This is a genomic window from Corynebacterium sp. MSK204 (assembly GCF_030229885.1).
In the GTDB taxonomy this organism is placed as follows: Bacteria; Actinomycetota; Actinomycetes; order Mycobacteriales; family Mycobacteriaceae; genus Corynebacterium.
Genome location: NZ_JASPGQ010000018.1, coordinates 1 through 24,395, shown reverse-complemented (window position 1 = coordinate 24,395; position 24,395 = coordinate 1). Strand labels below are relative to the sequence as shown.

Here is a 24,395-nt window from a genome sequence, read left to right as displayed (position 1 = left end):
CGGTGAGTGCGTTCAGAGAGTAGGCTCTCGTCGCATACACTGGCAGGCATTATGAGCAGCTTTATCATTGACTATTCGTGGCTCCACGAGCTGGTGCTGTACGGGCGTGACGCCGAGCTGTCCGCTGCAATTACCGGCAACTGGGACATTATTGAAGCTATCTGGGACTTGGAGGAAAAGCACGCTATAGAAGAGGACTCCAGTTTCTTTGGCGGCGAAAATTGGACCGCGCGCTTTGTGTCCGGCCTCGATGATGGCGGCCCCTTGGACGTGGGGCTATTGGACGAAGAAGATACTTCAGTGATGCTCGAGCTCTCCGTTACCGGCGACGATGAAGAGACAATGGAGCACGCGCTTATCGATGCCACCGAGACCATCACCTGGCATTTCTCCGACTGGGGCTTCGAAGACATAGAGTGGACTGCGATGCCTTGATAGGTGAGGCGAGCATGGCGGATTAAGGCGTTGCGAGTAACGACCACTGCGCCAGATGATTTCTGCAGCGATTTTTGTGCCACCGGACCACGACTAGGGGAAATCCGACGAATGTTGCTGTTGAAATCTGTCAGCCTAAACGGTTAAACAAGTGGTACGACGAGCCGGTTACCGGAACGTTGTCGCCTGGAGCCGCGTAGGCTCCAGAGCTTTATTTAGGGATTCCACTTACGCTCATGAATTAGTGCTGGCCCCAACGCTTTGACTAGACGTTTAGTTGCTCGCTTCACAGACTTGCTGCTGTGGTTTTCTTCCCTGTTGCGGCGCAAAATTCATTGACTCGTTCTAAGAGATGTCGCAAGGTGATTTCGTGTGGGCTTTGTGGATAGCGATATCGCGAGTGCAGACGCCTTATATCCACGCCCTCCAGAAATACCAGGGCACCGGAATTTTGGACCGAGTGCATTACCGATTGATATATGGAGATACAGGCACCAAAGCGCTCGCGCAGGTCAACCCAGTCTTCAAAGGCCGTTCATTAGCGCATGCCCATGAAATTCTGGCGAGTACTTCCAATGATTTCGCATTTGAGCTTGGTATGCCAGATAGTCCAAGCGGTCGGTTAAAACCCTCTCTTGACGTTCGTTTACTAATACTCCGGCAACGTAATAATGATCGCGCCGGTAGGACTCGTCGATGAAAAGTTTAAACAACTCTATTCCTTTTGAAGGAGACTATTCCGTTGAATGTAGCGGTTATGGGAAGGACGGAACTAGACTGCACTACTAAACCTTATGACCTCCGAATATAAATTGAATCGCGTCAGTGGCATGCGCGAACGGAATCCGTTCCTGTTCGATGCGTAGCTTGCCTTCGGTGAAAAGGTGGCGATAGGCGCGCTGCTCTTCGGTGGTGAGGTGGCTAAGTGCTGCGGAGCCGTCGCCGGGATCGGGGACCGCGAGGTGGCGGAACGCGGTGACGGTGGCGGTATCCATGAGCAGGGACTCCGTGTGGGGAAAGTGGGCGCGCACGCCGTTGAGGATGCTGAAGCCGGCGGCGTCAAGGTCGCCCCAGTAGGTGATTTCGGCATCGTGGAGCCAGGCAAGGGCGTGAAGTTGGCGGGCGGCATGGCCGGCGCCGAGGATGGCGATGGTGGGTGGGGCGGCATCGGAAAGCAGGGGCAGGGCTAGGAAGGTCTGCTTGTTTTCTACGATGAGAACGCGCGGGGGAGCGGCGGGAAAGAGCTGTGCAGCCTGGGAAAGGGGAACCTCGATATCGGACAGCGCTGGGGCGTGGTTGAGGTAGCGCAGGCGCAGGCGGGCATCGGTGCGGCGCAGTCCCAAATCCGTGATGCCAAAGGGCGAAAGCAGGGCGAGCAGCAGGCGGCGGTGGGTGCCTATCCATTTGCCGTCTACTCCTTCAACTGGGACGGCGCGCTCCCACTCGCCGGAGTCCGGGTGGGCGCGCAGCCAAGTCAAGCATGGTGTCAAGCCGCGCAGATCGTATGCGTTTAGCTCCTTCCACTGGGCATAGGTGCGGTACACGGCGTCGGCGAATGCAGGGGAGTCGGGGAAGATCGCGGCGATGTCGTGTGCGCGCTGTTGCGCACGGGAGTATTCGGCGCTGAGGCCTGCGGCCGCGGCGATGCGGGGCGCACCGGTAAGGACTGCGCGGGTGGGAACGGAATTGGTGCCTAGGCCCGTGCGGGACCAATTGCGCGGTTCGTAGTGGATCTCTTCTTGGTGCGGCCAGCGCTGCCAGGCGCGGATGAACTCCTGGGTGGCGGGGACATCGCGCGCGGCGTTGGCGGCCGTTGGCGGGTGCAGCGGCCAATCGATACTCAGCGAATCGGGAGTCGACAAAGCCTCCGCAAAGTGGTTGCGCAGGTATTTTGCCGCATGGGTGTGCAGGTCATTAGGCATCCGCATCGGTGGACTCCGGGGATTCCTGGGAGTAGGAGGTGGCATCGATAAGCGAATAGCCCGTACGCGCCTGCGGGCGGCCTTGGATAATGGGCTCGTCGTAATTGACCACGATGGTGCCATCCACGTACGGCGATAGCGTCTGAATGAGTTTGAATGGCGTTGCCAAAATCATGTGGAAACCAAAGGACGCAAACACGGACATGGCGGTGCGCGTAAAGGCCGGGTCGGCGCGGTCGAAGGCCTCATCCAAAATGATGGAACCGTAGGTAGGAACGTCCTGATCCGGCTCCGCCAGGCGGAAGCGCAGCGCCGCAGCCAAGCAGAAGAACACCAGCTTTTGGGCCTGGCCGCCGGAAAGAGAGGCGGAATCCTGATACGTATTGGCGGTCGTGCCATCGGGGTAGCACTCGCGGCCGATGAAGCTGACGTGCTTGCGGGTATCCAGAACCAGGTTTCGCCACCGAATATCCTCCGGCTCAGACGAGCCCAAGCGGCTGAGAATCTTGTCCAGGGCGTGGTAGCGCGCTACCGCAGCTTCGGGCTCATCGGCGCTAATCTCCGCCAGGCTATGGGACGTTGCGGCATCGAGATCCCGCTGGAAGTCTTGCACCACCTGGCCCCGGGCATCTTTTACATCAATGCGCAGGGTGCGGTCCCCATTGAAGGGCGTGCGCTCCAGGGACTTATTAATAAACTCCATGCGCTGTTCGATATCGCTACGGGCATGGCGAAGGGAGGAGGCGAGGTGCGATAGGTTTTGCACCGTCGTGCCATTGAGCAGCTCCAAGAACTGAGCGCGAAAATCCGCCAAGCGGTCCGCGCGCAGGAATTTCAGCTTCTCCATGCCTTCGCCGGCGAAGCTGGCCTGTGGCTCCAAATCCGCCGCTTCCGCCGGCCACTGCGATAGGTACTTGTGCAGGACGGAGACAATCTTGGCATTCGTCTCCTCGATGCGGCGCGCGGCCCTGCGCGCGGTTTCTTGCAGGCTGGCCTGTACTTCATCGCGCCGGGCATCGATGTCATCGATGGTGAGTTTTCTTCTGCCCTTGTGCAGAGCCTCTTCGACCGCCTTGGCGATGCCCTGATCCGCCACCGTGGGCACTGTTCCGATGCTCTGGCGCCGCTGGGTGGAGCGGTTTAGCTCGCCTTCCACGTTGCCGAGGTGTTTTTGTGCTTCGTTCAGTTGGGCGCGGGCGGCGGTGAGCTTTTCCTTGGCCTGCTCGTGTGCTGTGGCCAATGCCTGCGCCTCTGGGGAGGAAGCCAAAGAATCATACTGTTCTTGCAAATCGCGTTTGCGCGCCTCCGCAGAAGCGGTATCAATATCCTGGAACTTAGTCTCCAGTACGCGCTGCGCTTTATCGCGCTGCGTGCGCAGGATATCCATCTTCCGGTTGAGCTCGTGGACCTGTTTAGCCATGGCACGAGCAGTGGCTTTCGCTTCCGCCAATTGGGAACGCAGGAGCTCAATCTTGGCAGTATTGGTGGAACCTACTCGGTACCACCGCGTGCCTGTAAAGCGCGTGCGATCATCCTTGATAAAGCGCGTCGAGCCATCCTTGTCCTTAGGCCGGCTTTCCAAGCCATCGCGTGTGACGGCCGGGGTCTTGGTTACCTGTTCGAGCGCCGCCACCGAGTTGACGCATTCGTAGTTAAAACGGCTCGAAATATGGTGGCGCACCCACTGCGCCATGGGGTGATCCTGGAACTCCAATTTGTGGATGAGCTGTTGCGGGCTGCGCGCGGGCGCAGGCGCCGGTGCAAACTCCGGGATAGTGCGGTACTCGAGCCGGGTACCCACATTGCGAGAATTGACCCACTGGTTAATGGCTTCCCGCGCGGTTTCCGGAACGAGCAGGGTGGCGGCGAATCCGTGCAGCAATTTTTGGATCACCGGTTCCCACTCCGCCTGCTGCGGGGCAATATCCAGTAGCTCGCCAGCGAAGGGAAGCTCCGATTCGGCATAGCCAGTATCCCGCGCGAGTTGGGTGCGCAGCTCTACCAGGGCCTTATCGATATTGGTGCGCCGCGAGCTAAATGAGTGCAGCTCACTTTCTAAGGACGCGGATGCTGTCGCTGCATCGCGGGCGGCCACGCCGGCTTCTTGCTGCTGCTCAGTAAGCTGGGCCGAGTCAGCCTCGAAGTCCGCGATGCGCAGGTGGGCATTTGCCTGCAGTTCGGCGAAGCCGTGCGGGTTGAGCTCAAAGTGGTCGGTCCACTGGTCGGCGGCAGCGGCAAGGTGGTGAAACTCCTTGGAGCGGTGCTCAATTTCCTTCTCCGCGGTTTCAATTTTGGCTTCTAGGGCGGCCAGCTCGCCGGCACTGAGTTGGGAGACGGCTACGGCGGCGCGTCGCTCGGCATCGTCAAGGTGCGTGACCTCCGCCTCGAGCGCCTCGGCCGCAGAGTGTGCCTCTGCTTGCTGGGCGGTCAGCGCGCGGATGCGATAATCCAGTTCTTCTGCCACCAAGCGGGCGCGCACCGCCGGCAGCGCCTCATTCATCGCCTCGGCCTTGTGCTTATCCGCCTCCGCGGTGGTGCGCTGGGAGTGCAATTGGGGGAGTGGAGCCAGCGTCTCAATCTGGGCCTTGACGTCCTCTACCCGCAGGTATGCCTGGCGCAGATCTTCAAATTGCTCCACCGACTCCTCCGCCCGCTCGAAGGTAGACGGCGTATCGAGCATATAGTCCCGGAAGAGCTGGTCCAGGCTGGATAGAGATTTGGCGGACTGCGTGCGGTGCAGCAGGACCTGCCCCTGCTCGCTCTTTATGCCCAGGCGTTTGCGGAAGCGATCCGCAAACGTGGTGTACGTCGGCGTAAATGACGCACCAGGCCCCTTGTACATGGCCTTAATCTTGCGGGTATCCAGGCTGCGGGTGAGTAGGGGGCTGAGCTTATCGATGTCCTCATCTCCCTGCACCACCCCATAGAGGCGTTTAATTTGGCTCACCGAATTTTCACCGCCGTTGAGGCGGAAGATGGCGATGAGGGTGTGCTGCGTGCCAGCCCCATTATCGTAGGTCAACGCCACCACCGAGTTAGTTGCGCCTTCACGCAAATACTCCGGGGCGATTTCACCCGTGTGCGCATTTTCTTGCTGCCGCCACGCCCCGCGAATATAGGAAACGAGGGTGCGCCCATTATGCCGCCCGAGGTCTTGCTGCGATGCCGCATTGAACTTGAGGTCCTTTTGCGGCACCAATACTGCAGACATCGCATCAAGCAGCGTGGACTTACCCGAACCGGATCCGCCGGTGATGAGGAAGCCCTTGCGGGCTACCGGGATGGAAAAGTAGCCGTGAAAAGTACCCCAGTTAATAAGCTGGATACGACTGATGCGGAATTGGCCTGGATACAGGTTAGTCATCGGAAGCTTCCTCCTGGTCGCCCTCGGCTTCTGCGAGGCGGGCGTATTCATCCCGGATGGCGGTGACCGTGGCGGCATCGAAAAGCTGGCGCAAGACGGGTGAAACCTCGTAGCGCCCCTCTGTCTCGGTGGCGCTGAGCAGCGAGTATTCATTGCGGATGCGTTTAATCGCCGCATTGAAGCGGTTATTGAACCCGGCTTCATCGCGGTTATCAACCGCGCGGACGTAGCCAATGCCCTCCCGGAGATCTTCTACATCCACAATCACGCGTTCACCGGGCAGCGCCAGACCAAGTTCTTGGCGCAGGTTCAGCAGGATGGCGGTATCGATGTGCTTGAGCTTATCCGTGCGCAGTACCTGCGGAATGGGCAGAGTTTCCTCTTCTACCATCCGGGTAAACGCAAACCCTTCCGCTTCATCGACGACCAGCTCGAGGAATACCTCATGCAGGCGGGCACGCAGGTTGTCTTCGTCCGAGATGATGGCGGACCATAAGATAGGTTCCTTGTGCGCACGCACCAGCGGACCTTTCAAAAGCTGCACCAAGGCGCGGCGCGAGTTATAGGTCAGCGATCCTTTATCGCTTTCCCACAGCGGGGGCTCATGCGCCGAATCGACGCGGTGATTATCAGTAGCGCTCACTACAACTCCTCAACGGTGGTGCTATCGAAATACATAGTAGGGATATACGCCGCGCGAATGGTCCCATCTTCCTCAGTCCAGGTGACCTTCTCGTGCGCATCATGCAAAGCCGGTAGCTGGTGCTGGTCCGCAATATGTACCAATCCCACGACGCTGGCCAGGCCCTGCGTGGGTGGGTACGCCTGCAATACTTGGCCAATCGTGCACGGACCCGCCTTGCCGACGGCCCCGCGAATCGCCGCATGCAGTTCCTCAAAGTCAATCTCTGACTCGCGCACTAACTCGTACAACGCCTCCGCGTTCTCCTGGCCTGGCTGGAAGGCTTCCGGTGCTTCTTCCACGACCTCGCGTCCTGGGTTGGCTAGTTGGATGCGCGAGACGGAGTGAATGGACATACCGATGCGCTGCAAGGGCGTTTCCATGCGGTGAAAGGCTTTTAACTCCGATGCCTGTGCTGCATCAATGGCCATGCCCCGTGCCTCACGCAGTAGCTCAATCATGCGCCGGTCTTCTGCGAATTGTTCCGAAGAGACATAGTTGCGCAAGCTGCGCGCCAGGCCAGTCATCGTTTGATTGACCTCGAAGCTCGTTTCTTCCATATCGCGGAAGAGATTCCGCAGCTGACGACGGTTTTCTGGCGCCAGCTCTTGGCCGACCTCGCTTTCTAAAACTTGCTTAATCCACTGATCTAGCCACGCACTGCGTTCTCTATCCATGAGGTAGGAATAGAATCCGCGGAAGCTGCGCCCAGCGTCCGATTCCGCGATGTGGTCTACACCGCTGAAAATTTCCTCGAGCACTTCGCCGCGGTAACCTTCTGGATCCAAAAGCTGGCGACGCAACCGGTGATTGAGGGCTTCGAGTTCGTGGCGCACCCTAGCGAAATCGCTTGGCACCGCCATGGCCATGTTCAGCACGTCTTGGACGCGCTCCTGCGTCTCTGCCGCAGTCAGCCTTTCAAACTGCCCTAAATGAGCCTTTTCAATTTCGCGCTCAATGCGGTCTCGCTCCGCCTCTAAGCTGGCGACGCGGCTCGAAATATCCTCATTTGTATCTCGCGCCAAGCGTTGTAGCGCCGAGCCTATAGATTCCACACGCGATGCCGTGACCGTAGTAACCGGCGTTTCCCAACGCTCAACGGCCTCGAGCGCGGACAGCGCTTCCTCGCTCGGTTCCAAGGTTTCACCGCGCGAGCTCTTGCCAGATTTACGGACTAGCCAACCAGCTTTTACCCAGTCATTGCAATAACTTTGCGGTGTGCGCGGCATTGAGAATTCACTGGCGAGCACCTCAAAATCGGTGACCATCAGCTCATATACTTCTGCCGCCGGCCGCGCGCGAGTGCCGCGGGGAAAATACTCAGCAATCAGCGCCAAAATCACCGGGGCATTATCGGCCGCCAGCAGCCGCACTGCCGCGGAATCATGTAATAACCGCCGCAGTGAAAGGGCGCGAGCTTCAACAGACATGATTCGATTTTGCCAGCTATGCCGGACACATGCAGCGTAGTTTGACTCACTTATTCGAATCAGTGGATCCGCCCGCGCATGGTGGCCCTTGCGGGCCGAGGACTAAGAGACTGTATTAGTCCTTATTAGTCCTGCTTAGTCCTGCGCAACGGTGACGTTGACGTCAATATTGCCGCGGGTGGCATTGGAGTAGGGGCAGACCTGGTGGGCGGCATCGGCAAGCGCTTGTGCCTTGTCGTGCTCTTGGGCGGGAATGATGACCTCGAGCTCAACGGCGAGCTTGAAGCCTTCGCCCTCCTTGCCAATGGACACGCGGGCACCGACGGAAGAATCGCCCAACTCAGCCTTCTCGCTGCGAGCCACCGCCTGCAGGGCAGAGTGGAAGCAAGCGGCATAGCCAGCAGCGAAGAGCTGCTCCGGGTTGGCGCCGTTGCCATCGCCGCCCATTTCCTTTGGGGTGGCCATCTTGAAGTCAAGGTCCGAATTTTGCACTACGGCGCGGCCGTCGCGGCCTGCCCCGGTAGCGAGTGCTTCAGTGGTGTAGAGGGTATCCATGATTACTCCTTTTCTAAAGTGATTTTCGTACTAGCGGTGAGTACAGCCGCCGATTGTACTCAGAATTCCTAACGGTGTTTTTCCAGTTCAGCGACCTAAGAAGTGAAAGGACGCGCTAGGAAAGGTGGTACGGCTCAAGTGTGCGGCGCAGGCCTACTCAACCCGCGCCGGGGGAGTGGGTGCTCCTTCGGGCGGAAGTACCTTGGGGTAGCGCTTGGATTGGCTTGATTTCCCAGCACTCTCGGCGGCACCGCCCGTGGTGGGCGCAGCGGCGCCGACTACTTCGGCCGTCTTTGCCGGAGAAGGTCGATGGGGTGCGGGGTCCCAGTGGGTATCGACAAGCTTGCGCTGGCACACCCAACCCACCGCGAGGATGGCCAGGCCAATCACTGCGATGAGAATGCCGCTCCATACACCGCCAGCTTGGATGGACCAGCCGAGCAGCAGGCCAAGCCAGCCAAAATCGGCGTCGCCAAAGGTGGTATGGGCGTCGCCGAAAGATCCCAGCACGCTAAGCAGGAAGGCGGGCAGGAAAGTAATGAGCAGGCCATTGGCAAAGGAACCCAAAGCCGCTCCACGGCGCCCGCCGGTGGCATTGCCGTACACACCGGCCGCGCCGCCGGCGAAAAAGTGTGGCACGAGGCCGGGCAAAATGAGGGCAACGCCAAAAGCCGGGTTGAGCCATAGTGATAGCACAGCCAAGCCGACGAGTCCGCCGGTGAAGGAGAAAATGAAACCAATGAGCACCGCATTTTGAGCGTAAGGGAAGACAATCGGGGCATCGAGCGCTGGGATCGCGCCGGGAACCACCTTTGCCGCAATACCTTGGAAGGCGGGGACAAGCTCGCCCAAAATGGTGCGGACACCGAAAAGGATGACGGCAACGGCCACGCCAAACTGTAGGCCCTGCGTTATGGATTGCATGAGGTAATTGCCCACATCGGTGGCGCCATCCGGGAAGGCGGTGAAAGCCTCATCGGACCCTGCACGCGCAATAAATAATACCGCGAGCACAAGGTACATCAGTGCCATAGAAAGAGCCGTCGCCACCATCGAATCGCGCAGGAAGCGCAAGCCCTCTGGGAGTTTCAGGTCCTCAGATGAAGGCGACATTTTATCGCCCTTACCGCCTACGGCCTTGCCGACGCCACCTGCGACCAAGTACCCAGCCGTGCCAAAATGCCCAATTGCCACGGAATCATCGCCGGTAATGCGGCGGGTAAAGGGGTGGGCTATAGCGGGCAAAGACACCATCAAAATGCCAAGCAGTCCCGCACCAAAGGCGACGATGACCCACGAAGGATATCCAGTGGCAACGAGCACCATCGTCAGCAATGTGGCCATGAAAAGTACGTGGTGGCCAGTGAGGAAGACATAACTAAGCGGTGTAATACGGGCCAAGATGAGGGAGACAACAAACCCCAAAATCATGATCCAAGCGACTTGGCTGCCGAACTGGTCTTGCGCGATACCGACAATGGCTTCATTAGTCGGCACCACTCCCTGTGCACCCGTCGCGCCGGTGATCATGGCACCCAGTGGTTCTAGCGAATCGGATACTAGGCCAGCACCGGCGCCGATAAGGAGGAAACCCAGCGTGGCTTTAATCGCGCCGCCGATGGTCTTGCCGACGCCGCGCCCCATGGCACCTAGGCCGACGGCGGTGATGATGCCGATGAGAAAAGCAGGTACAGCGAGGATTTCGTTGACGAGAAAGTTGGCTATGGCCAGAAGAATATCCATGCGTTATTCCTTAAATGTCATAGAGCTCGCGAAGAGCCGCATCTAGTTCGGAAGTGGAAGTGAAATTTTGGATGACGTATACGGGAACGCCGACATCGCCCAGCGTGGCAGCGATTTCGCCGGAGGTGAGAAGGAAATCCGCCTCGCTCGCCCGACCCTTGGCTGAGATCGTGTCGGTGGCTTCCACGGTCAGGTATGACCCCCAGCCCCATTCATCAAGTACCTGTTCCAGGGTGTTCTTAAGGAATAAAGACGTGCCTAGGCCGTTGCCGCATACCGTGAGGATTTTTCCCTTGGACGCGACAGAATCTGCGGCCGTTTGCTTTGCTGGACGAGCCGTTGACTCCGCCGGTGCTGCGGAAGTTGTGCGCTTCTTACTCGAAGTCGATGCCGTGAGGATTGCGCGGAGCTCTTTTTCGGATTCTGCACGATTAAGTTCATCACGCTTGGTGGCTAGCAGCTTTGCTAGCTGTTTCATCGCCTGCAGGTGTTCGGAGTCGCTCCGTGCGGCAAATGCCACGACGAGGTCAACAGGGTCATTGGAATCGTGCCCGAATTCCACCGGCTTATCCAGATGGACCCACGATAAAGAAGTTTCCTTTACCGCCTCCGAAGGCCGTGCGTGCGCAAAAGCGAAACCAGGTGACACCACAATGTATGGGCCCGTTTCTTCTACAGATTGCACCATTGCTTCCGTGTAGTCTGCGGTGATCGTGCCCGCTTCTTCCAGCAGTGATCCTGCCAGTCGGATGGCTGCTCTCCAGTCCTTGGCGGTGCCATGTATCTCCACGGCGCCGGGCACCAAGAGGGAATCTAGTGTGACCATGTGTATCTCCCATCACAGAAATAGTGGCATCAGGGTGAATGTCACTCATGATTCTAGGGCGCAGCGAAATAGGAGGTGAAAGCAGGGGGTAACGTATGCACGGGGGTGGTTGGAGCCGCTCAAAGGGTGGTCGGATTGGCTCTATAGTCCTTTGGATTGGTCGCAATACAAGGGGAAGCCGTGTGCTTTCGGAAAGGCCGGACCTAGAAATGGACCCGTGCTAAGGGAGCGGAAATGAGAAATCCCCGCTGGCGCGGGGAGAAACACAGCGAAAATGCTGCTTTGAGCACTACCACAGGCCCCTCCCGTTGTATACGGGAGGGAGCTGGTTTTGCCTGTCAAGTTTTGCCCGCCCCAGTGAGAAATAGGCTCGATTTTCTTTCGGGCTTTGCATCTCGGCGGGCTTCGCTTCCTGTAGTGGCTAGAACGGAAGATTTACGCGCGTTGTATCCGGGCAGTTAATCGAGCTCGAAAGTTTGGCGGCCAATTTCATCTTGGCTAAAGGACCTAGATGCAACAAGGTCCACAGGTGTCGTTAGATCATCGAGCTCGTAGGCGATTGTTCCGGCGACAGTGCCTCCCTTTTTAATCTGTTCAAGCTGAGTATCGGAAGTTTCAGGATCAATATAGGAACCGACGTCGAGCTCGTTTACCTTATTCGGATCATTGTCTTGGATGGCGGTGAAGTACGCGACAAAGTCGGTGGTAGTCAGGGTTTCATCCGTTTTATTCGTTACGTCATAGCTAAAGACGAGAAGTGGCTTTTCACCTGTTTCATTGCCAGGCTCACCGGGCTTGATAACGCGGTGATCGGTTATTTTGAACTTGGCGGCTGGAACATCCAAGACTCCATCTTCAAAGGTTTGGCTAAAATCTGTGCTCTTTAGCTCATTAACGGTTGTCGGATCATCCTTCACCTTCTTCATATGTGTGGTGAATTCCTTATCCTCAATCGCGACCTTGAAAGTTAAGGTGTTGTCATCGATAGAGAAATCTTTCTTGTCTGACGAAGCGGCCATCCACTCAGAGGCGGTGGCAACTGTATCGCGGTTTGAGGTAACGGTCTCACCGGATGCAGCGGCTTGGGCATCAAAAGTGCCAATCCAGTAGATCATGCGATTTTCGCCGTTGTCCATGACCCATTCGATGGTGATGACGTCATCAGTGATGCTGGCCTCTATCCAGCCATCGTCAGAAGCGCTGTCCTCTTGCTTCCACGTTCCAATTACGGACTTCGCATCAACCTGTGCATCGGACGCGGAATTACTGGAGTCGCTTGTCTTTGAGCTCTCACTACCGCTATCCGAGCAGGAGGAAAGCGTAAGTGCAGAGACGAGAATGAGAGAAGAGAGTAGTTGCGCATAATTAACTTCTACCCTCAGGGGGTAGGAAGCGTACAAATACTCAATAGCGAAGGGGGCAAATTGGTCTTTGGCCGCTCTTTGACTAATCTTTTGAGGGCAGATAATCGCCCAAATAGGCGTGCAATCTGCGTGGGGCTATAGCTCAGTCGGTTAGAGCTCCGGACTCATAATCCGTCGGTCCCGGGTTCGAGCCCCGGTGGCCCCACGGTAGAAGGAGGCGTCGGCAAGCAATGCTGGCGCCTCCTTCTTAGTATTCGGTGTGCACGCGCTCGGAGAAAATCGGCCTGGCGGTCAGCTCGATGCGGGTGCCGATATTTTCGTCTTCTTGGGAGCTGCAATGGACGGATTTTTGATTCGTGGCCATGATGCAGTGGAGATCGTAGCTCTCACCAGAGCTCGGGTTCTTTACAGCAATGTCGCTCTGCCAGGCTGCAGTAACGGTTGGATCAGGGGTTTCGAGCCTGTATGGGGCATCCATTGCGTGCTTATAAATGTCTAGGGCAAAGGCGCAGTCGGTGGCATCATCGGCGATGATTTGTGCGTAATCGCGGATGCCACAAATACCGCCTACCTGCGCAGCGAGTGCGGAATCATCGTCTTTCTCCGCTTTCTGCAGCTTGGAAGGCTTGGCAGGCGCGGCATCGGCAAGCGCATCACTGTCTGAACTGGCGCTGTGTGGGCTGGTACCGGTGAAATTGGGCTCCTCGTCAGCGGGGGTGGACGAGCACCCAACCAGCAGGAGTGCAGGAAAGAGCGCGAGAATCTTTTTTATGCGGAATGCCGGGAGAGATAGAAGGGGCAGTAGAACAGGAAAAGTGTAGCACCGCAGAGCATGTGGGCAGGCGAATTGCACGTGGGTGAGCAGTGCAGTCTAATAAACGGCATGACAGAAGTAGATCCGCTCATTGAATCCCTCTATCGCTGGTCCGATGTCAGCGGTGTATTGCTGATGGGAATTATCGGCGGCACCATTGCGCGCAAGCGCGGGTATGACATCATCGGGTTTTTCTTCATCGCGATGTTTTCTTCCCTGGGCGGGGGCATGGTGCGCGACGTACTTATTAATCGCGGCACCGTGGCGGCGATGAGCGAGCCGGAGTACCTGTACCTGGCGTTTACGGGTGCGTTGATTGCGCGCTTTGTCTACTTTAAGGGCAAGACCTGGGATTATATCCAGGCGCATGGCGATGCCGTCGTTTCCGGCCTATGGGCCGGCACCGGCGCCGTGAAGGCCATTACCTATGGGCTGCCGCCAATTCCGTGCATCATGATGGGCGTGTTTACCGCTACCGGCGGTTCCATGATTCGCGATATCGCCATGGGGCGCGAGCCCGCCGTCTTTGGCGATAATCAGCCCACGGTGATCCCAGCCATCGCCTGTGCGGTAATCGTGCTGGTGGGAAACCACTTCGATATGTTGGCCGTTGGCATGATCGTGGGGCCATTGGTCTCTATTTTCTTGGCGCTGCTGGGAATTTGGGCCGGGTGGCGCGTGCCCGCGAATCAGGAGTGGGCGCCGATTAATGATACGGCTGCGCAGGTCAAGGTGCTGGCGAAAAAGGCAGAGAACAAGAGCCGCGCGGTCGGGCGCAAGCTGGAGCCACACCGCGTGCGCTCGTGGCGCCACCGGCAGATGGAAGAGGCGCTGCAACGGCGCATCGAAAAGCAAGTGCGTTCCGGCAAGCGCCGACAGGATGCGGCGGAGGAGGCCAGCGAGTTTCTGCAGTCCTTCGAATCAGACGTCGATCAGTTCAGCACGGCGCCAGCGGAGTCTGAGGATATGGACTTTGGCGTGGACTTTAGCGGCGATTCCTATGAGGAAGAGGAGCAGACCTCCAGCGAGGAATCCCAGCGGCTGCTCGATACGATTTTGGAAGATGACAAGCTTACTGATGAGCTGATTGATCGCCTGATGGACCGCTACCAATCGCGCGACTAGGCCCCGGGGCATCTGCTTGCCGATGCCCCCATCTTCCCACTCCTGCCTTCTTACTTCTGGCAGAAAACTGGCATCAATTTCTCAGCTAGGTGCCATATCCTTGAACCATGAACTTGAGGTATTTCTTTTTTGAGCTGTGGGGCCTCATTGTTGACCATGGCTTGCCGCTCATCGCATTTGTGATAATCGGCATTCTTCTGCCCCGCATGGGCCGCCTAGCCATCCGGATCATTGAACATAATTTGGATGAGCAAGAAGAGTCCACGAAGGCACGGCTGGCGCTGACCGGAGCATTGGTCTACATCGTCCAGGCGGTTGCGTACTTCCTATTGGTCGCCGCCGCGCTGACTAACCTCGGCGTTCCGGCGCTGGGCGCTGCGGTGCCTGCGACGATAGTTTCCGCCGCAGTTGGTTTCGGCGCCCAGTCCGTGATTTCGGATTTCCTCTCCGGATTTTTCATCCTCACGGAAAAGCAATTCGGCGTGGGTGACTACGTCTCCTTTGCTGGCATTCCTGGGGTGGAAGGCGATGTGGTGACGCTGACCCTGCGCACCACGAAGGTGCGCACCCCAACTGGTGAGCTGGTGACCATCCCCAATAGTTCTGCCGGTGTGGTGACCAACTATTCCAAGGAATGGTCCCGTGCGGTGGTTAATATCAACGTCCCCGTGCACGAGGGCGAATCTTTGCCGGAGATTACGAGCCGTGTCAAAGAGATTTCTGAGCACGCTATTGAAGCCCCAGATATCTCTGTCGATGTCGCCGGCGAGCTCACGGTTCTTCCCGCTACGCAATTGGTCAGCCCGCAGGTTGCCGGTCAGCCGTGGCAGGTGGGCTACCGCATCATGGTGACTGTGAATCCCGCCCGCCAGTGGTCCGTGGAGCGCGCTATCCGCTCGGCGTTGCTTTCGGAATTCTGGGACCACTACGGTTCCGCCATCGACTTTGATGAGCTGCAGGAACAGAAAAAGAAGCATTCGGCAGAACCAAAGCATGCCGCGGCGCAATCGGCCAAGGACGCCTTGGATGCCGGGGAAGGATCCCGCCCCAATACGCCAGTGGATGACCCCACGGTGGAAGAGGAACTGGCCCCAGAGGAAGTTGAGCTTGCTGAGACCAAGCTCGATGAGCAGGCAGTCACGGATGAAGCGGGCGAAGATGCCGCAGAAGACGAGGCGACATCGCGCCGGAAGATCTGGCGCTCGATTCAGACAAATACGCGATTCCAGAAGATCGCCACCATCGGCGGGCGCGTGCGCGCCTCCACCACAGGCCTTGTGGCGGCCCTTCTCGTCGTTGGGCTGCTCATCCTCGCGGCAAGCAACCCAGAGGACGCGGATGCAGGTTGGCTATCGCCAGAGTATTGGAAGGAAAGGGATACGCAATCTTCTTCCGAGGCGCCGACGGAATCTGAAGAGAATCTGCCCTCGGAAAAACCTGTTACTACCGGCACCCCAACCGAGCCGACGGATGCTGAGTCAACACCGACGACCACCAATACGCCGACCGTTCCTAGCTACCCCAGCCAGGACCCCAATTCGACTCCTAATTCCGGAGACGGGCACGGCAGCAATCAAGACGGGCCGGCTGACTCGAACGGCGATTCTGGCGATGGCGAAGGGAATGGAGACGGAGACTCGGGCGCAGACGGAAATAGCGGGGCCGCAAATAGCCAACAGACCGCGATTCCTTCAGAACCCCACTAGTCGCTAGTGCAAACCGCCGTATACCTCGAGGCGGTCGGGCCAACGGCGATCGTTCTTCTCGTCTTGGTAGGTGACTCTTAAGCTATTGTCTCCGTCTTTTCCGCATATGAGTGCGCGACCATCTGATCCAATAAAACAGTGAAGATCATAGGTCTTACCGGTGGTGGGGCTGGCGACGGAAATCTCGGAGCTATACGCGCCGTTGGCCTTCGGATCGGACTGCCGGAATGGATAGGAGTGCTTGATCGCTTCATCGAAAATAGCACCGGTAAATTCGCAGGATGTATGCTCGCCGGCTTCGATGGTGTCTCCCTGGTTGGTATATCCGCAGTCGCCGCCAATTTTCCCAGCGTAAAGCGTGTGATTTCCAGCTGGGGGCGCGTCATCATTCGAGCCGGCATCGCCATGTTCGGCGCCTTCTTTATCGCCTTTTTCCGCGGTGGAGTCTGGAGAATTCTCCATGGTTTCCGTCACGGTCGTAGGGGCCGTGGAAGCCTCGCTGGGCACAAAAGCAGGTTCGGGTTCGGCAGAATCGGAATCATCGGAGGTACCGCAGGCGCTCAGCATGGTAAGGGACAAGGCGGCAAGCATTAAGGAAGTGTGGCGTTTCAACATCATAAGAACGGGTAAAAATCGGCGGTGTGAACGGTGAAAACTTTAGCACTTAAACCAGCATCTAGCTGTGGATTTATAGAAAGCAGGCCACAGGGTGGAACAAATTTGATACCCGGGCTGTTTCAGTAGACATGACATCATTATTTACACCTTTGGAACTTGGCCGTTATACGTTGAATAACCGCGTGACCATGGCACCGCTGACTCGTCAGCGTGCAGGTCACAGCGGTGTGCCCGGCGAGTTGCACAAAAAGTATTATTCCCAGCGCGCTAGCGCTGGTCTCGTGGTGACGGAGGGAACCTTCCCCGCATGGACCAACCGCGCGTTCCCGGGTCAGGCGGGAATCGTCGATGATGAGCAGGCGGCCGGTTGGCGCGAGGTAGCCAACGAAGTGCACGACAAGGGCGGCGTCTTGTTCATGCAGATCATGCACGGCGGCCGCACCAGCCACCCGGATCTTATTGATGGCGCCCAAGCAGAAGCCCCCAGCGCGCTGGATTGGGACGGCCAGGTTCGCGGCTTTGCCGGCAAGATGGATGCACCGGTACCGCGCGCACTAGAAGCCGATGAGCTCCCGCGCATCGTTGAGGAATTCCGGGCCGCCGCACGCCGGGCCGTCGACGCGGGCGTTGATGGTGTAGAGATTCACAACGCGAATGGCTACCTGCTGCACGAATTCATGGCACCGTCTGCCAACCAGCGCGACGATGAATTTGGTGGCAGCCCAGAAAACCGGTGGCGCCTGCCAGAGATGGTCATTCGTGCTGTCGTAGATGAAATTGGTGCTGACCGCGTGGGCGTGCGTTTCTCCCCGGCCCACGTTGTACAAGGCATTGTTGAAGATGACGAGGCGGATATGTTGGCCACCTACGGCGGACTTTTGGACGCCATTGCCCCGCTGAACCTGGCTTATGTCTCCTTCCTGCACGCCGAGCCGGAAGGCGAGCTCATCTCGGCCTTGGCAAAGAAGGCTCGTGCCAATGGCGAAACCAAGGTCCTGATGAATGATGGTTTCGGCACTGTCACCACCAAGGAAGATGCCGAGCGCGAGCTGAAGTTGGACCACGTGGATGCCGTTGTCGTGGGCCGTCAGCTCATTGCTAACCCGGACTTGGTACGCCGGTGGGAAGAAGGCCTGGCCCTTAATGAGCCAGATCAGGCCACGTTCTACGTCGGCGGCGAGCGCGGCTACATTGATTATGAAACTGCCGCGGACTAACGCGTAGTCCGCGGCAGGTAGGGGGGGGGAGAGCGCGAGTGATAGAGAGTGAAATATCCCAGAGAGGATCTTTCACTCTCTATATCGAACGTGAACCTAGCGAGCGTTAACAACTGCCCGCTTAATATTAAGAACTAAATCCCTCATCCGGGCGCCATGTCAGCGTGACGGCTTCGTTTACTGCTGCGGTGGGGTTGAGTAGATCCTCAACGCGCAGCCAGTGCATTTCCGCAGAATCCGGGCGGATGGTGACATAGCTATATCCGTGGTGATCGAGGTTTACGTGGCGTGTATGGGGGTTTGCCTCCAAAAGGTAGCGCTCTGCCAACTTGGAAAGCTCGTTGTCCTCGGGAAGATGGAGCTGTTCGTTGACATTGGGGGCGGAGACAGAGGAGCACACCATTTCGGCTCCGAAGATGCGCCCATCCTTGCTGATATTGTGTGCCCATTCGGAGTGAATATCCCCGGTAACAAAGAGGGCGTGGGAGTCGTGCTTGGCAAGGGCATCGATAAGCATCCGGCGTTCTGCCGAATAGCCATCCCATTGGTCGCCGTTGACGGGAATGCCGGTGATATTGGATGACAGTGAGGACGATACGGGTGCCAGTTTGTCGTCGCGCTGCAGGGTAGCCAGGTTCATGGGGGAGAACATGACGGAGTTGCCCAGCATATTCCACGCGGCGGCGGAGGTGTCGATCTTGTTGACCAGCCAGTCGTACTGCTCCGAACCGAGCATGCTTCGCCCCTCGGCGGCCATCCTGGCAGGGCCAAAGAGAATTTGCTTATCGCGGTATGTGCGCAGATCCATCATGGTCAGTTCCACGAGATCGCCAAAGGTCAAACACCGGTAGAGATGGCCATTATCGGATGGATTGCTTGCCCGTACCGGCATCCATTCAAAGTAGGCCTGCATCGCGGCATTGCGGCGATCGATCCAAGCGCCTTCCTTTCCCTCCGTGTGGTTATGGGCGCCGTCCCTCCAAGAATTGTCTGCGGTTTCGTGGTCGTCCCAGACCGCGATCCACGGCAGGGCAGCATGTGCTGCTTGGAGATTTTCATCGGTGCGGTAGCGGCCGAGGCGCGTGCGATAATCTTCCAGTGTCGTAATCTCGTGCGCGGGGTGGTGCAGGCGTACTGGACCGAAACCGGCGTACTCGCGCTGTGGGTATTCGTAAATATAGTCTCCCAGAAAGACCATATAATCTAGTTGCCCGGCTCGTCCGCGCTGTGCGATATCGCCATAGGCTTGAAAGAAGCCGGACTCCCAGTTGGCACAGCTGGCTACACCGAAGGTTAGTTCTTCTGGGGATGCCGTAACCGCCGGTGCGGTTTTGGTACGACCCACGGGGGAGATTCTATCTTGGGCACGAAAGCGGAAGTAATACACGGTTTCTGGTTCGAGGCCGTGAGGATCCACGTGGACCGTGTGGTCTTGTGCGGGATTGGTGGTGACTTCGCCGCGCTTGACGATGTCCCTAAACTCCTCATCCCGCGCAATCTCCCATTCCACGGTGGTAGGCGCGCCTGCACCGGAGCCAGGCATCGCATCTGCATCTGGGGTCACGCGCGTCCACAAGACAACAGAATCTGGAATGGGATCTCCCGAGGCTACCCCGTGCAGGAAGGGGCGTTCACCGAGTGTGGGCTCTACCATGTGCGGTTCTGGGCGCGAGGAGAGGCTGCTTTGTGCATGAGCAGTGCTGGCGTTGGCCGTGCTGGCAGTGGTGGTCAGCGCCAAGGCTGCGCCGACTGTGCCGCTGGTTTGGAGGAATTTGCGGCGGTTGACATGAGACATCTCTGATTGCGTGCTGTGGTTTCTGCTTGTCATATTCATAAGTTTTCTAAGATTGAAAGGGCCTGCAACCGCTCAGACCGCATTACACCAAAAATTCCTTTATCAGTAACCACGGGTTTACCTCCGTACCGATCGGCACGCCTTATTCAGAGGTCGAGAGCACAGTAGGCTGGAAGATATGAGCGAGTTGCAGCAGATAAGTCAATGGCCCGTAGATACCGTGGCCGGAGCATTGATCCACAGCGGTGAGGTGATAGACACGGTAGGCGATACATCGCGCCAATTTCCGGTTGCCTCCGTTACCAAGCTGGTGTCGGCATACGCGGTGATGATGGCCGTGGAGGAAGGCGCGGTGGATTTGAAGCAGCCCGCCGGTCCGGAGGGTTCGACCCTCGAGCATCTGCTCGCGCACGCCTCGGGCGTGAAGTTCGATTCGCGTGAACAACAAAAACCAGTGGGCGAGCGGCGCATCTATTCCTCTGCCGGTTATGAGTGGGCTGCAGAGATCGTTGAAGATGCCACTGGCATCGAATTTGCAGAGTACCTGCGTGAAGGTGCGTGTGAGCCGCTGGGCATGTCCTACACCCACTTAGAGGGTTCGGCTGGGCACGGCTTGGTTTCTACCGCGCAGGATCTCGCGGCATTTGCAGCCGAGATCCAAAACCCGCAGATCTTGCATGTCAGCACTGTGGCCGATATGCGCCGCGTTCACTTTCCTGGTTTGCGCGGCATTGTGCCCGGGTATGGGAGCTTTAAGGATTGCACCTGGGGACTTGGATTTGAGATCCGCGGTGAGAAAGACCACTGGATGGGAGCCCTGCCTGCCGATGCCACCGGGCACTTCGGCATGTCCGGAACCTACCTCTGGCTGGCCGGCGACTACGCCATGGTGGCATTGACAGACCGAGATTTTGGTGATTGGGCAAAGCCACTGTGGAATGAAACCAATACAAAGATCTGGAAGGCGCTGTAAGGGGCTCCGTCGCAGATTTTCCTTAATAGGAAAAACGAGAAAAGCTCCCCATTCCAGTGGAGTGGGGAGCTTAAAGCTGCTCTTTTTAGAACACCTGCAGACCGAGGCCTTCGAGGAACATGGCGAACTGGGTGAAGATGCCGTCAACGAGGGAGAGAATCTGGAATCCGAGAGCAGAAGAAAGATCAAACATAGGGGGTTCCTTTCAATAGGGAGAATTCAAACGGGATTGTTTGAATTTATCTCAGCATAAGCAGAGTGCGTGGATCGTGTCAAACTGTTTTTTAACACAAAATAAATGAATATCGACCGCTCTACTGATGGGGGCGTGCGTCTCTTTTTCAAATCAGGGGATGAGAGTGGGGTTGGCGCCTGGCTACCCCCGCCGTGGGTTTACCACTTGGGACTTTTTGGAGAGCTTAGCCCCTAGGGGGACTGGGGTAGTTTTCGGCCGAGGCCCTAGGGGTGAGCGCTATTGGGCAAGTGTTTCCGCAGCTAACTGCCTTGTGAGCGACTCGTACCGGGACGTTGTTTTAGGGAAAGCGGTTCAAGGGGCAAATTTCACTGTTGTAACTTCAATTTCTTTAGTCACTTTAATCACAGTCTGGACTTTGTGTTGAGGTTTAGATCTTGGGGGTTGAAGTGAAAGTTGAGGGTTGTAGAGGGTGGTGTGGCGCAGGAAAATTGGGTGCAGACGCAAAAGACAGTTCGTTGGGGAAGACGAAGCTCGTCTTGCACTGCGCCGCACGCCACGCGTGTGGATAGCAGTGGTGATTTGTCGAGGGAGATATCGGCTATGAATACTTGCGTCAATCCAGTGCCGGTTGATCAACCGGCCTCCAACTACACGTGGCCCAGCCGCAATGGTGCGGCCGTCGTGGTCACTGGTGTGCTGAAAATTTCTGGGATGCCGCGTGCGTTGCGCCCAGAGGTAGAACGCGCCATGGATCGGTGCATTCGCACCGAATCGGAGTTCATCGTCCCAGGCGATGACCCGCTGACCGCCCAGTGGTGTACTCGGTGGTACCGCGACGAGATCTCTATGGAGGCGCTCGTATATGGTGAAGCCGCGGGCGTGGGTGCGGAAAGCGTTGGCATCGGCTGCCGTCAGGTCCTTACTGGAACTGAGGTGGAGCTTGCGGCGTTGGACAGCGCGGTAGGCTACCTTGCCCGGCGCTATGGGTTTAGTGCCACCGTGTGTTCTAGCTAAAACGTACGAGTTAGTTGGCTCGAATGGAATCGGCTCGAGCGAATCCGCACGTGCTCCGGCCGCACGACTTACCCGACTTGGGCCTTTTTGCTGTGAGGTATTGCATATTGACACGTAGACCAGCAGATTCATGGCTACTACGGGTGGAAAGTGTGCGCTAAGGGGGTGGGTTTCGGGGTGGGCGGTTAGATTGATTTTCATGAGCCCGTATATCCGCACCGTGCGCACCGCCTTCGGGTCGACTGCCGTGCAGGTCGTGTACTCGCAGAAACGCGGCGCCAAGACCATGAAACATCTCGGTTCGGCGCACACTGACGAAGATCTTGCACTGCTTTAGGCCTAGGACCAGTGTCTTCTTGACGGCGACCAGGTGAGCCTGGATCTTGGTGTGGACACCACACCCGCCGGCAGCGGATCCGCCGATGCGCCGGTGCCGATTACCTCCGAGCGCGCCGGCCGCCTCCTCGAGGTCATCCGTGCCGCGTACAGCGAGCTGGGTTTCGATGAGGCCACCAGGGATGATCAGGTGTTTTTGACCTCGTCACCGCCCGGATCGTGCAGGCAGGATCGAAGGTCGACAGCATTGAGACACTGGCGGAACTCGGTGTGGCCTTCGCCAGCTACCGCACCATCCAACGACACCTGCCGGCCTACGCCACCGACGACTTCCGCGACCGGCTTACCCAGGCTTGCGCGAACCATGCCGGGATCGGACCCGGTGTCCTGGTTCTTTACGACGTGACTACCGTGTACTTTGAAACCGATGAGGGCGATAAGTTCCGCAAGCCGGGCTTTTCCAAAAACGCAGGCTCGAGCCGCAGATCACCGTCGGCCTGCTGGCGGATGCCCGGGGCTTCCCGCTGGCCGTGGGTGCGTTTGAGGGGAACATGGCTCAAACACGCACCATGTTTCCTATGATCAGAAACGTCCAGGACGCCTACGGCGTGGAAGAGGTCACCGTTGTCGTCGACGCCGGGATGTTCTCTGCCGGCAACAAGGCCTCGATCATCGAGGCCGGCCTGCACTGCATCCTCGGAGTGAAATTCAACGACATCCCCTATCCGGTGGCGCAGTGGCGCAAGAACAACCCCGGCCAGGACTATGAGGACCAGCAGATCTGGACGTGAGCCGACCGGACGGGCCGTGGCCCAGGCGGTGTGCCGCATTCGGTCACCTACTACCGGTACTCCTGGGACAGAGCACGCCGCACGTTGAAGGGTATTGATGAGCAGGTCGCCAAAGCGGAGAAGGCCGTGGCCGGGAAGTTGCCGGTCAAGCGCAACCGGTTCGTGGATCTCAAGGCGCCGAATAAGCAGGTCAACTGGGCGTTGGTGACCAAGAACAAGGCCCTGGCCGAGCTCAAGGGGTACCAGACGTCCCGGGTGGATCTGCCTGCCGAACAGGTGATCCACGCCTACCGGCAGTTGTTGAAGATTTAAGAAGGCGTTTCGGATGTCGAAGTCCGATCTCGAGGCCTGGCCGATCTACCACCACAAGCGGGAATCCATCGAGGCGCACCTAAGTGTGGTGATGGCGGCGATGGCTGTGGGGCATCTGCTGGAGGAGCGCTCGGGGTTGTCGTTGAAGCGGCTGGTGCGGACGTTGCGGAGGTACCGGACCTTCCAGGGCAGGTGGCGGGGCAGACGATCCATGCTGCTTCACCGGTACCTGATGACGTCACGGAACTGCTGGGACGGCTGAGTTCAGGGAACCAAGGTGTGCACTAATATGGCCTAAGTCGGGGTTGAGCAAGCTCCGTGTCTTTTTATTGCTGGGATTTCGCCATTGCTTGTGCAGTGGTGGCCTTAGTTTTGCGGATCCACTTGTGCAGTGTGGCTGGGTTGATATCGAATATCCCGCCGATCTTTTGGCGTGCACCGGACTTCGTGGCACCATCTTCGGCCACAGCCTCGCAGTACAAGCCTAACGCGCGCTCACAGGTATCCTGATCGTACTTCGCAACAGTTATGGGCCAAGTATCTCCTATGTAAGTCCATGCCCGTCACAAACCCAGTACCCCTCAGAAAGTGCTTCACACCCATGAAATGGCCGGTTGTACAGCCGACCGCCGTAGAAATCAACCGAATCTCCCCTAAGTGATACCTTCGTATCCTTCACAGAACTAAACATTCTTAAATGACCGCTTCTGTAATAACTTTCCTCAGGGGGCCTTATGGCGAAAGCCCTGATTTCATTGCAAACCGAATCCCAGAAAGTTATCTATGTCACTTCAGAAGTTTTACCGCAAGTCAATCGCAGGTGCCCTAACTGCTTCACTCATCTTCGCTGTTCCGGTGGTTGCTTCAGCCCAGGAGTCCATCTCCACGGCCTCCGTGTCCAACGCGACGGAAACGCGGGAGCGCCCATCACGCACTAATTCCATCGAACGAGTTCCGGTTGAGCAAGTTCAGATCAAGCAGAATTCGGGCACTCCCGAAGCCGAGGAACAGGGAAAGATATCAGCAATAATCAAGGCTGCTCTTGCGGCCCTCAAGAAGATCAATAAAGGGTGGTACAACAAAGTCGTATCTAAAGCCAAATGGGGTTGCCCGCAAATCGTGGACACGTAGTTAAGCTGCTTAGGGGTTAAGCAGCGGCCTTCTTATTACCATTTTG

The 24,395-nt window shown here is 57.6% G+C and carries 19 protein-coding genes, 1 tRNA gene and 1 pseudogene; 9 read left to right on the top strand and 12 right to left on the bottom strand.

Annotated features, from left to right (window positions below):
* Nucleotides 1–51 precede the first annotated feature (51 nt).
* Nucleotides 52–435 carry a hypothetical protein gene (locus QP908_RS10395; RefSeq protein ID WP_239269770.1) on the top strand — a complete coding sequence of 128 codons (384 nt, stop codon included), beginning with the start codon at nt 52–54 and terminating at the stop codon, nt 433–435.
* Between the two features lie 785 nt (nt 436–1,220).
* Here the strand turns inward: QP908_RS10395 and QP908_RS10390 are convergent.
* The 8 genes from QP908_RS10390 to QP908_RS10355 all read right to left on the bottom strand — a co-directional run bounded on the left by QP908_RS10390 (nt 1,221) and on the right by QP908_RS10355 (nt 12,357).
* Complete coding sequence (locus tag QP908_RS10390; RefSeq protein ID WP_284772215.1) at nt 1,221–2,363, bottom strand: DUF3322 domain-containing protein; 1,143 nt, start codon at nt 2,361–2,363, stop codon at nt 1,221–1,223.
* Nucleotides 2,350–5,721: an ATP-binding protein gene (locus QP908_RS10385; RefSeq protein WP_239269767.1), complete on the bottom strand. Its 3,372-nt coding sequence runs from the start codon at nt 5,719–5,721 to the stop codon at nt 2,350–2,352. The genes QP908_RS10390 and QP908_RS10385 overlap by 14 nt, the downstream gene beginning before the upstream one ends.
* Nucleotides 5,714–6,364, bottom strand: coding sequence for a DUF4194 domain-containing protein (locus QP908_RS10380; protein ID WP_239269766.1), 651 nt, complete (start codon nt 6,362–6,364; stop codon nt 5,714–5,716). Before QP908_RS10380 ends, QP908_RS10385 begins: the two co-directional genes overlap by 8 nt.
* The gene (locus QP908_RS10375; protein ID WP_284772214.1) at nt 6,364–7,833 is read right to left on the bottom strand and encodes a DUF3375 domain-containing protein; all 1,470 of its coding nucleotides are present in this window, start codon (nt 7,831–7,833) and stop codon (nt 6,364–6,366) included. Before QP908_RS10375 ends, QP908_RS10380 begins: the two co-directional genes overlap by 1 nt.
* A 135-nt stretch (nt 7,834–7,968) precedes the next feature.
* Nucleotides 7,969–8,388, bottom strand: coding sequence for an organic hydroperoxide resistance protein (locus QP908_RS10370; RefSeq protein ID WP_239269763.1), 420 nt, complete (start codon nt 8,386–8,388; stop codon nt 7,969–7,971).
* A gap of 153 nt (nt 8,389–8,541) precedes the next feature.
* A complete protein-coding gene (ulaA, locus tag QP908_RS10365) occupies nt 8,542–10,131 on the bottom strand; it encodes a PTS ascorbate transporter subunit IIC (RefSeq protein ID WP_284772213.1) in 1,590 nt (529 codons plus the stop codon).
* A gap of 10 nt (nt 10,132–10,141) precedes the next feature.
* A complete protein-coding gene (locus QP908_RS10360) occupies nt 10,142–10,957 on the bottom strand; it encodes a PTS sugar transporter subunit IIAB (RefSeq protein WP_239269761.1) in 816 nt (271 codons plus the stop codon).
* 458 nt (nt 10,958–11,415) lie between these two features.
* Nucleotides 11,416–12,357, bottom strand: coding sequence for a DUF5067 domain-containing protein (locus tag QP908_RS10355; RefSeq protein WP_239269760.1), 942 nt, complete (start codon nt 12,355–12,357; stop codon nt 11,416–11,418).
* Nucleotides 12,358–12,452: 95 nt separating this feature from the next.
* On the opposite strand from QP908_RS10355, the gene QP908_RS10350 reads away from it, so the two are divergent.
* A tRNA-Ile gene (locus QP908_RS10350) sits at nt 12,453–12,526 on the top strand.
* 42 nt (nt 12,527–12,568) lie between these two features.
* Here the strand turns inward: QP908_RS10350 and QP908_RS10345 are convergent.
* Nucleotides 12,569–13,174: a hypothetical protein gene (locus tag QP908_RS10345; protein WP_239275814.1), complete on the bottom strand. Its 606-nt coding sequence runs from the start codon at nt 13,172–13,174 to the stop codon at nt 12,569–12,571.
* Between the two features lie 30 nt (nt 13,175–13,204).
* Between QP908_RS10345 and QP908_RS10340 the strand changes: the two genes are divergently transcribed.
* Both QP908_RS10340 and QP908_RS10335 read left to right on the top strand, forming a co-directional pair.
* Nucleotides 13,205–14,260, top strand: a complete 1,056-nt coding sequence (locus tag QP908_RS10340; RefSeq protein WP_039886008.1) for a trimeric intracellular cation channel family protein — start codon at nt 13,205–13,207, stop codon at nt 14,258–14,260.
* 107 nt (nt 14,261–14,367) lie between these two features.
* The gene (locus QP908_RS10335) at nt 14,368–15,966 is read left to right on the top strand and encodes a mechanosensitive ion channel family protein (RefSeq protein ID WP_239269756.1); all 1,599 of its coding nucleotides are present in this window, start codon (nt 14,368–14,370) and stop codon (nt 15,964–15,966) included.
* Nucleotides 15,967–15,969: 3 nt separating this feature from the next.
* Here QP908_RS10335 and QP908_RS10330 read toward each other — a convergent pair whose 3' ends face one another.
* Nucleotides 15,970–16,557, bottom strand: coding sequence for a hypothetical protein (locus QP908_RS10330; protein ID WP_239269755.1), 588 nt, complete (start codon nt 16,555–16,557; stop codon nt 15,970–15,972).
* Between the two features lie 155 nt (nt 16,558–16,712).
* On the opposite strand from QP908_RS10330, the gene QP908_RS10325 reads away from it, so the two are divergent.
* Complete coding sequence (locus tag QP908_RS10325; protein WP_239269754.1) at nt 16,713–17,801, top strand: alkene reductase; 1,089 nt, start codon at nt 16,713–16,715, stop codon at nt 17,799–17,801.
* Between the two features lie 127 nt (nt 17,802–17,928).
* Here the strand turns inward: QP908_RS10325 and QP908_RS10320 are convergent, their stop codons facing one another.
* Complete coding sequence (locus tag QP908_RS10320) at nt 17,929–19,629, bottom strand: alkaline phosphatase D family protein (protein ID WP_239269753.1); 1,701 nt, start codon at nt 19,627–19,629, stop codon at nt 17,929–17,931.
* Nucleotides 19,630–19,774: 145 nt separating this feature from the next.
* On the opposite strand from QP908_RS10320, the gene QP908_RS10315 reads away from it, so the two are divergent.
* From QP908_RS10315 to QP908_RS10305, 3 genes and pseudogenes are all read left to right on the top strand, one after another.
* Entirely contained in the window at nt 19,775–20,569 is a 795-nt protein-coding gene (locus QP908_RS10315; protein WP_239269752.1) for a serine hydrolase domain-containing protein, read from the top strand.
* A 796-nt stretch (nt 20,570–21,365) separates the two neighbouring features.
* Nucleotides 21,366–21,779, top strand: a complete 414-nt coding sequence (locus QP908_RS10310; RefSeq protein ID WP_239269751.1) for a hypothetical protein — start codon at nt 21,366–21,368, stop codon at nt 21,777–21,779.
* A 199-nt stretch (nt 21,780–21,978) separates the two neighbouring features.
* Nucleotides 21,979–23,506, top strand: a pseudogene (locus QP908_RS10305) (IS1634 family transposase).
* A 38-nt stretch (nt 23,507–23,544) separates the two neighbouring features.
* Here the strand turns inward: QP908_RS10305 and QP908_RS10300 are convergent.
* Nucleotides 23,545–23,685 carry a hypothetical protein gene (locus QP908_RS10300; RefSeq protein WP_239269708.1) on the bottom strand — a complete coding sequence of 47 codons (141 nt, stop codon included), beginning with the start codon at nt 23,683–23,685 and terminating at the stop codon, nt 23,545–23,547.
* A 316-nt stretch (nt 23,686–24,001) separates the two neighbouring features.
* Between QP908_RS10300 and QP908_RS10295 the strand changes: the two genes are divergently transcribed.
* Entirely contained in the window at nt 24,002–24,349 is a 348-nt protein-coding gene (locus QP908_RS10295; RefSeq protein WP_284772212.1) for a hypothetical protein, read from the top strand.
* Nucleotides 24,350–24,395 lie beyond the last annotated feature (46 nt).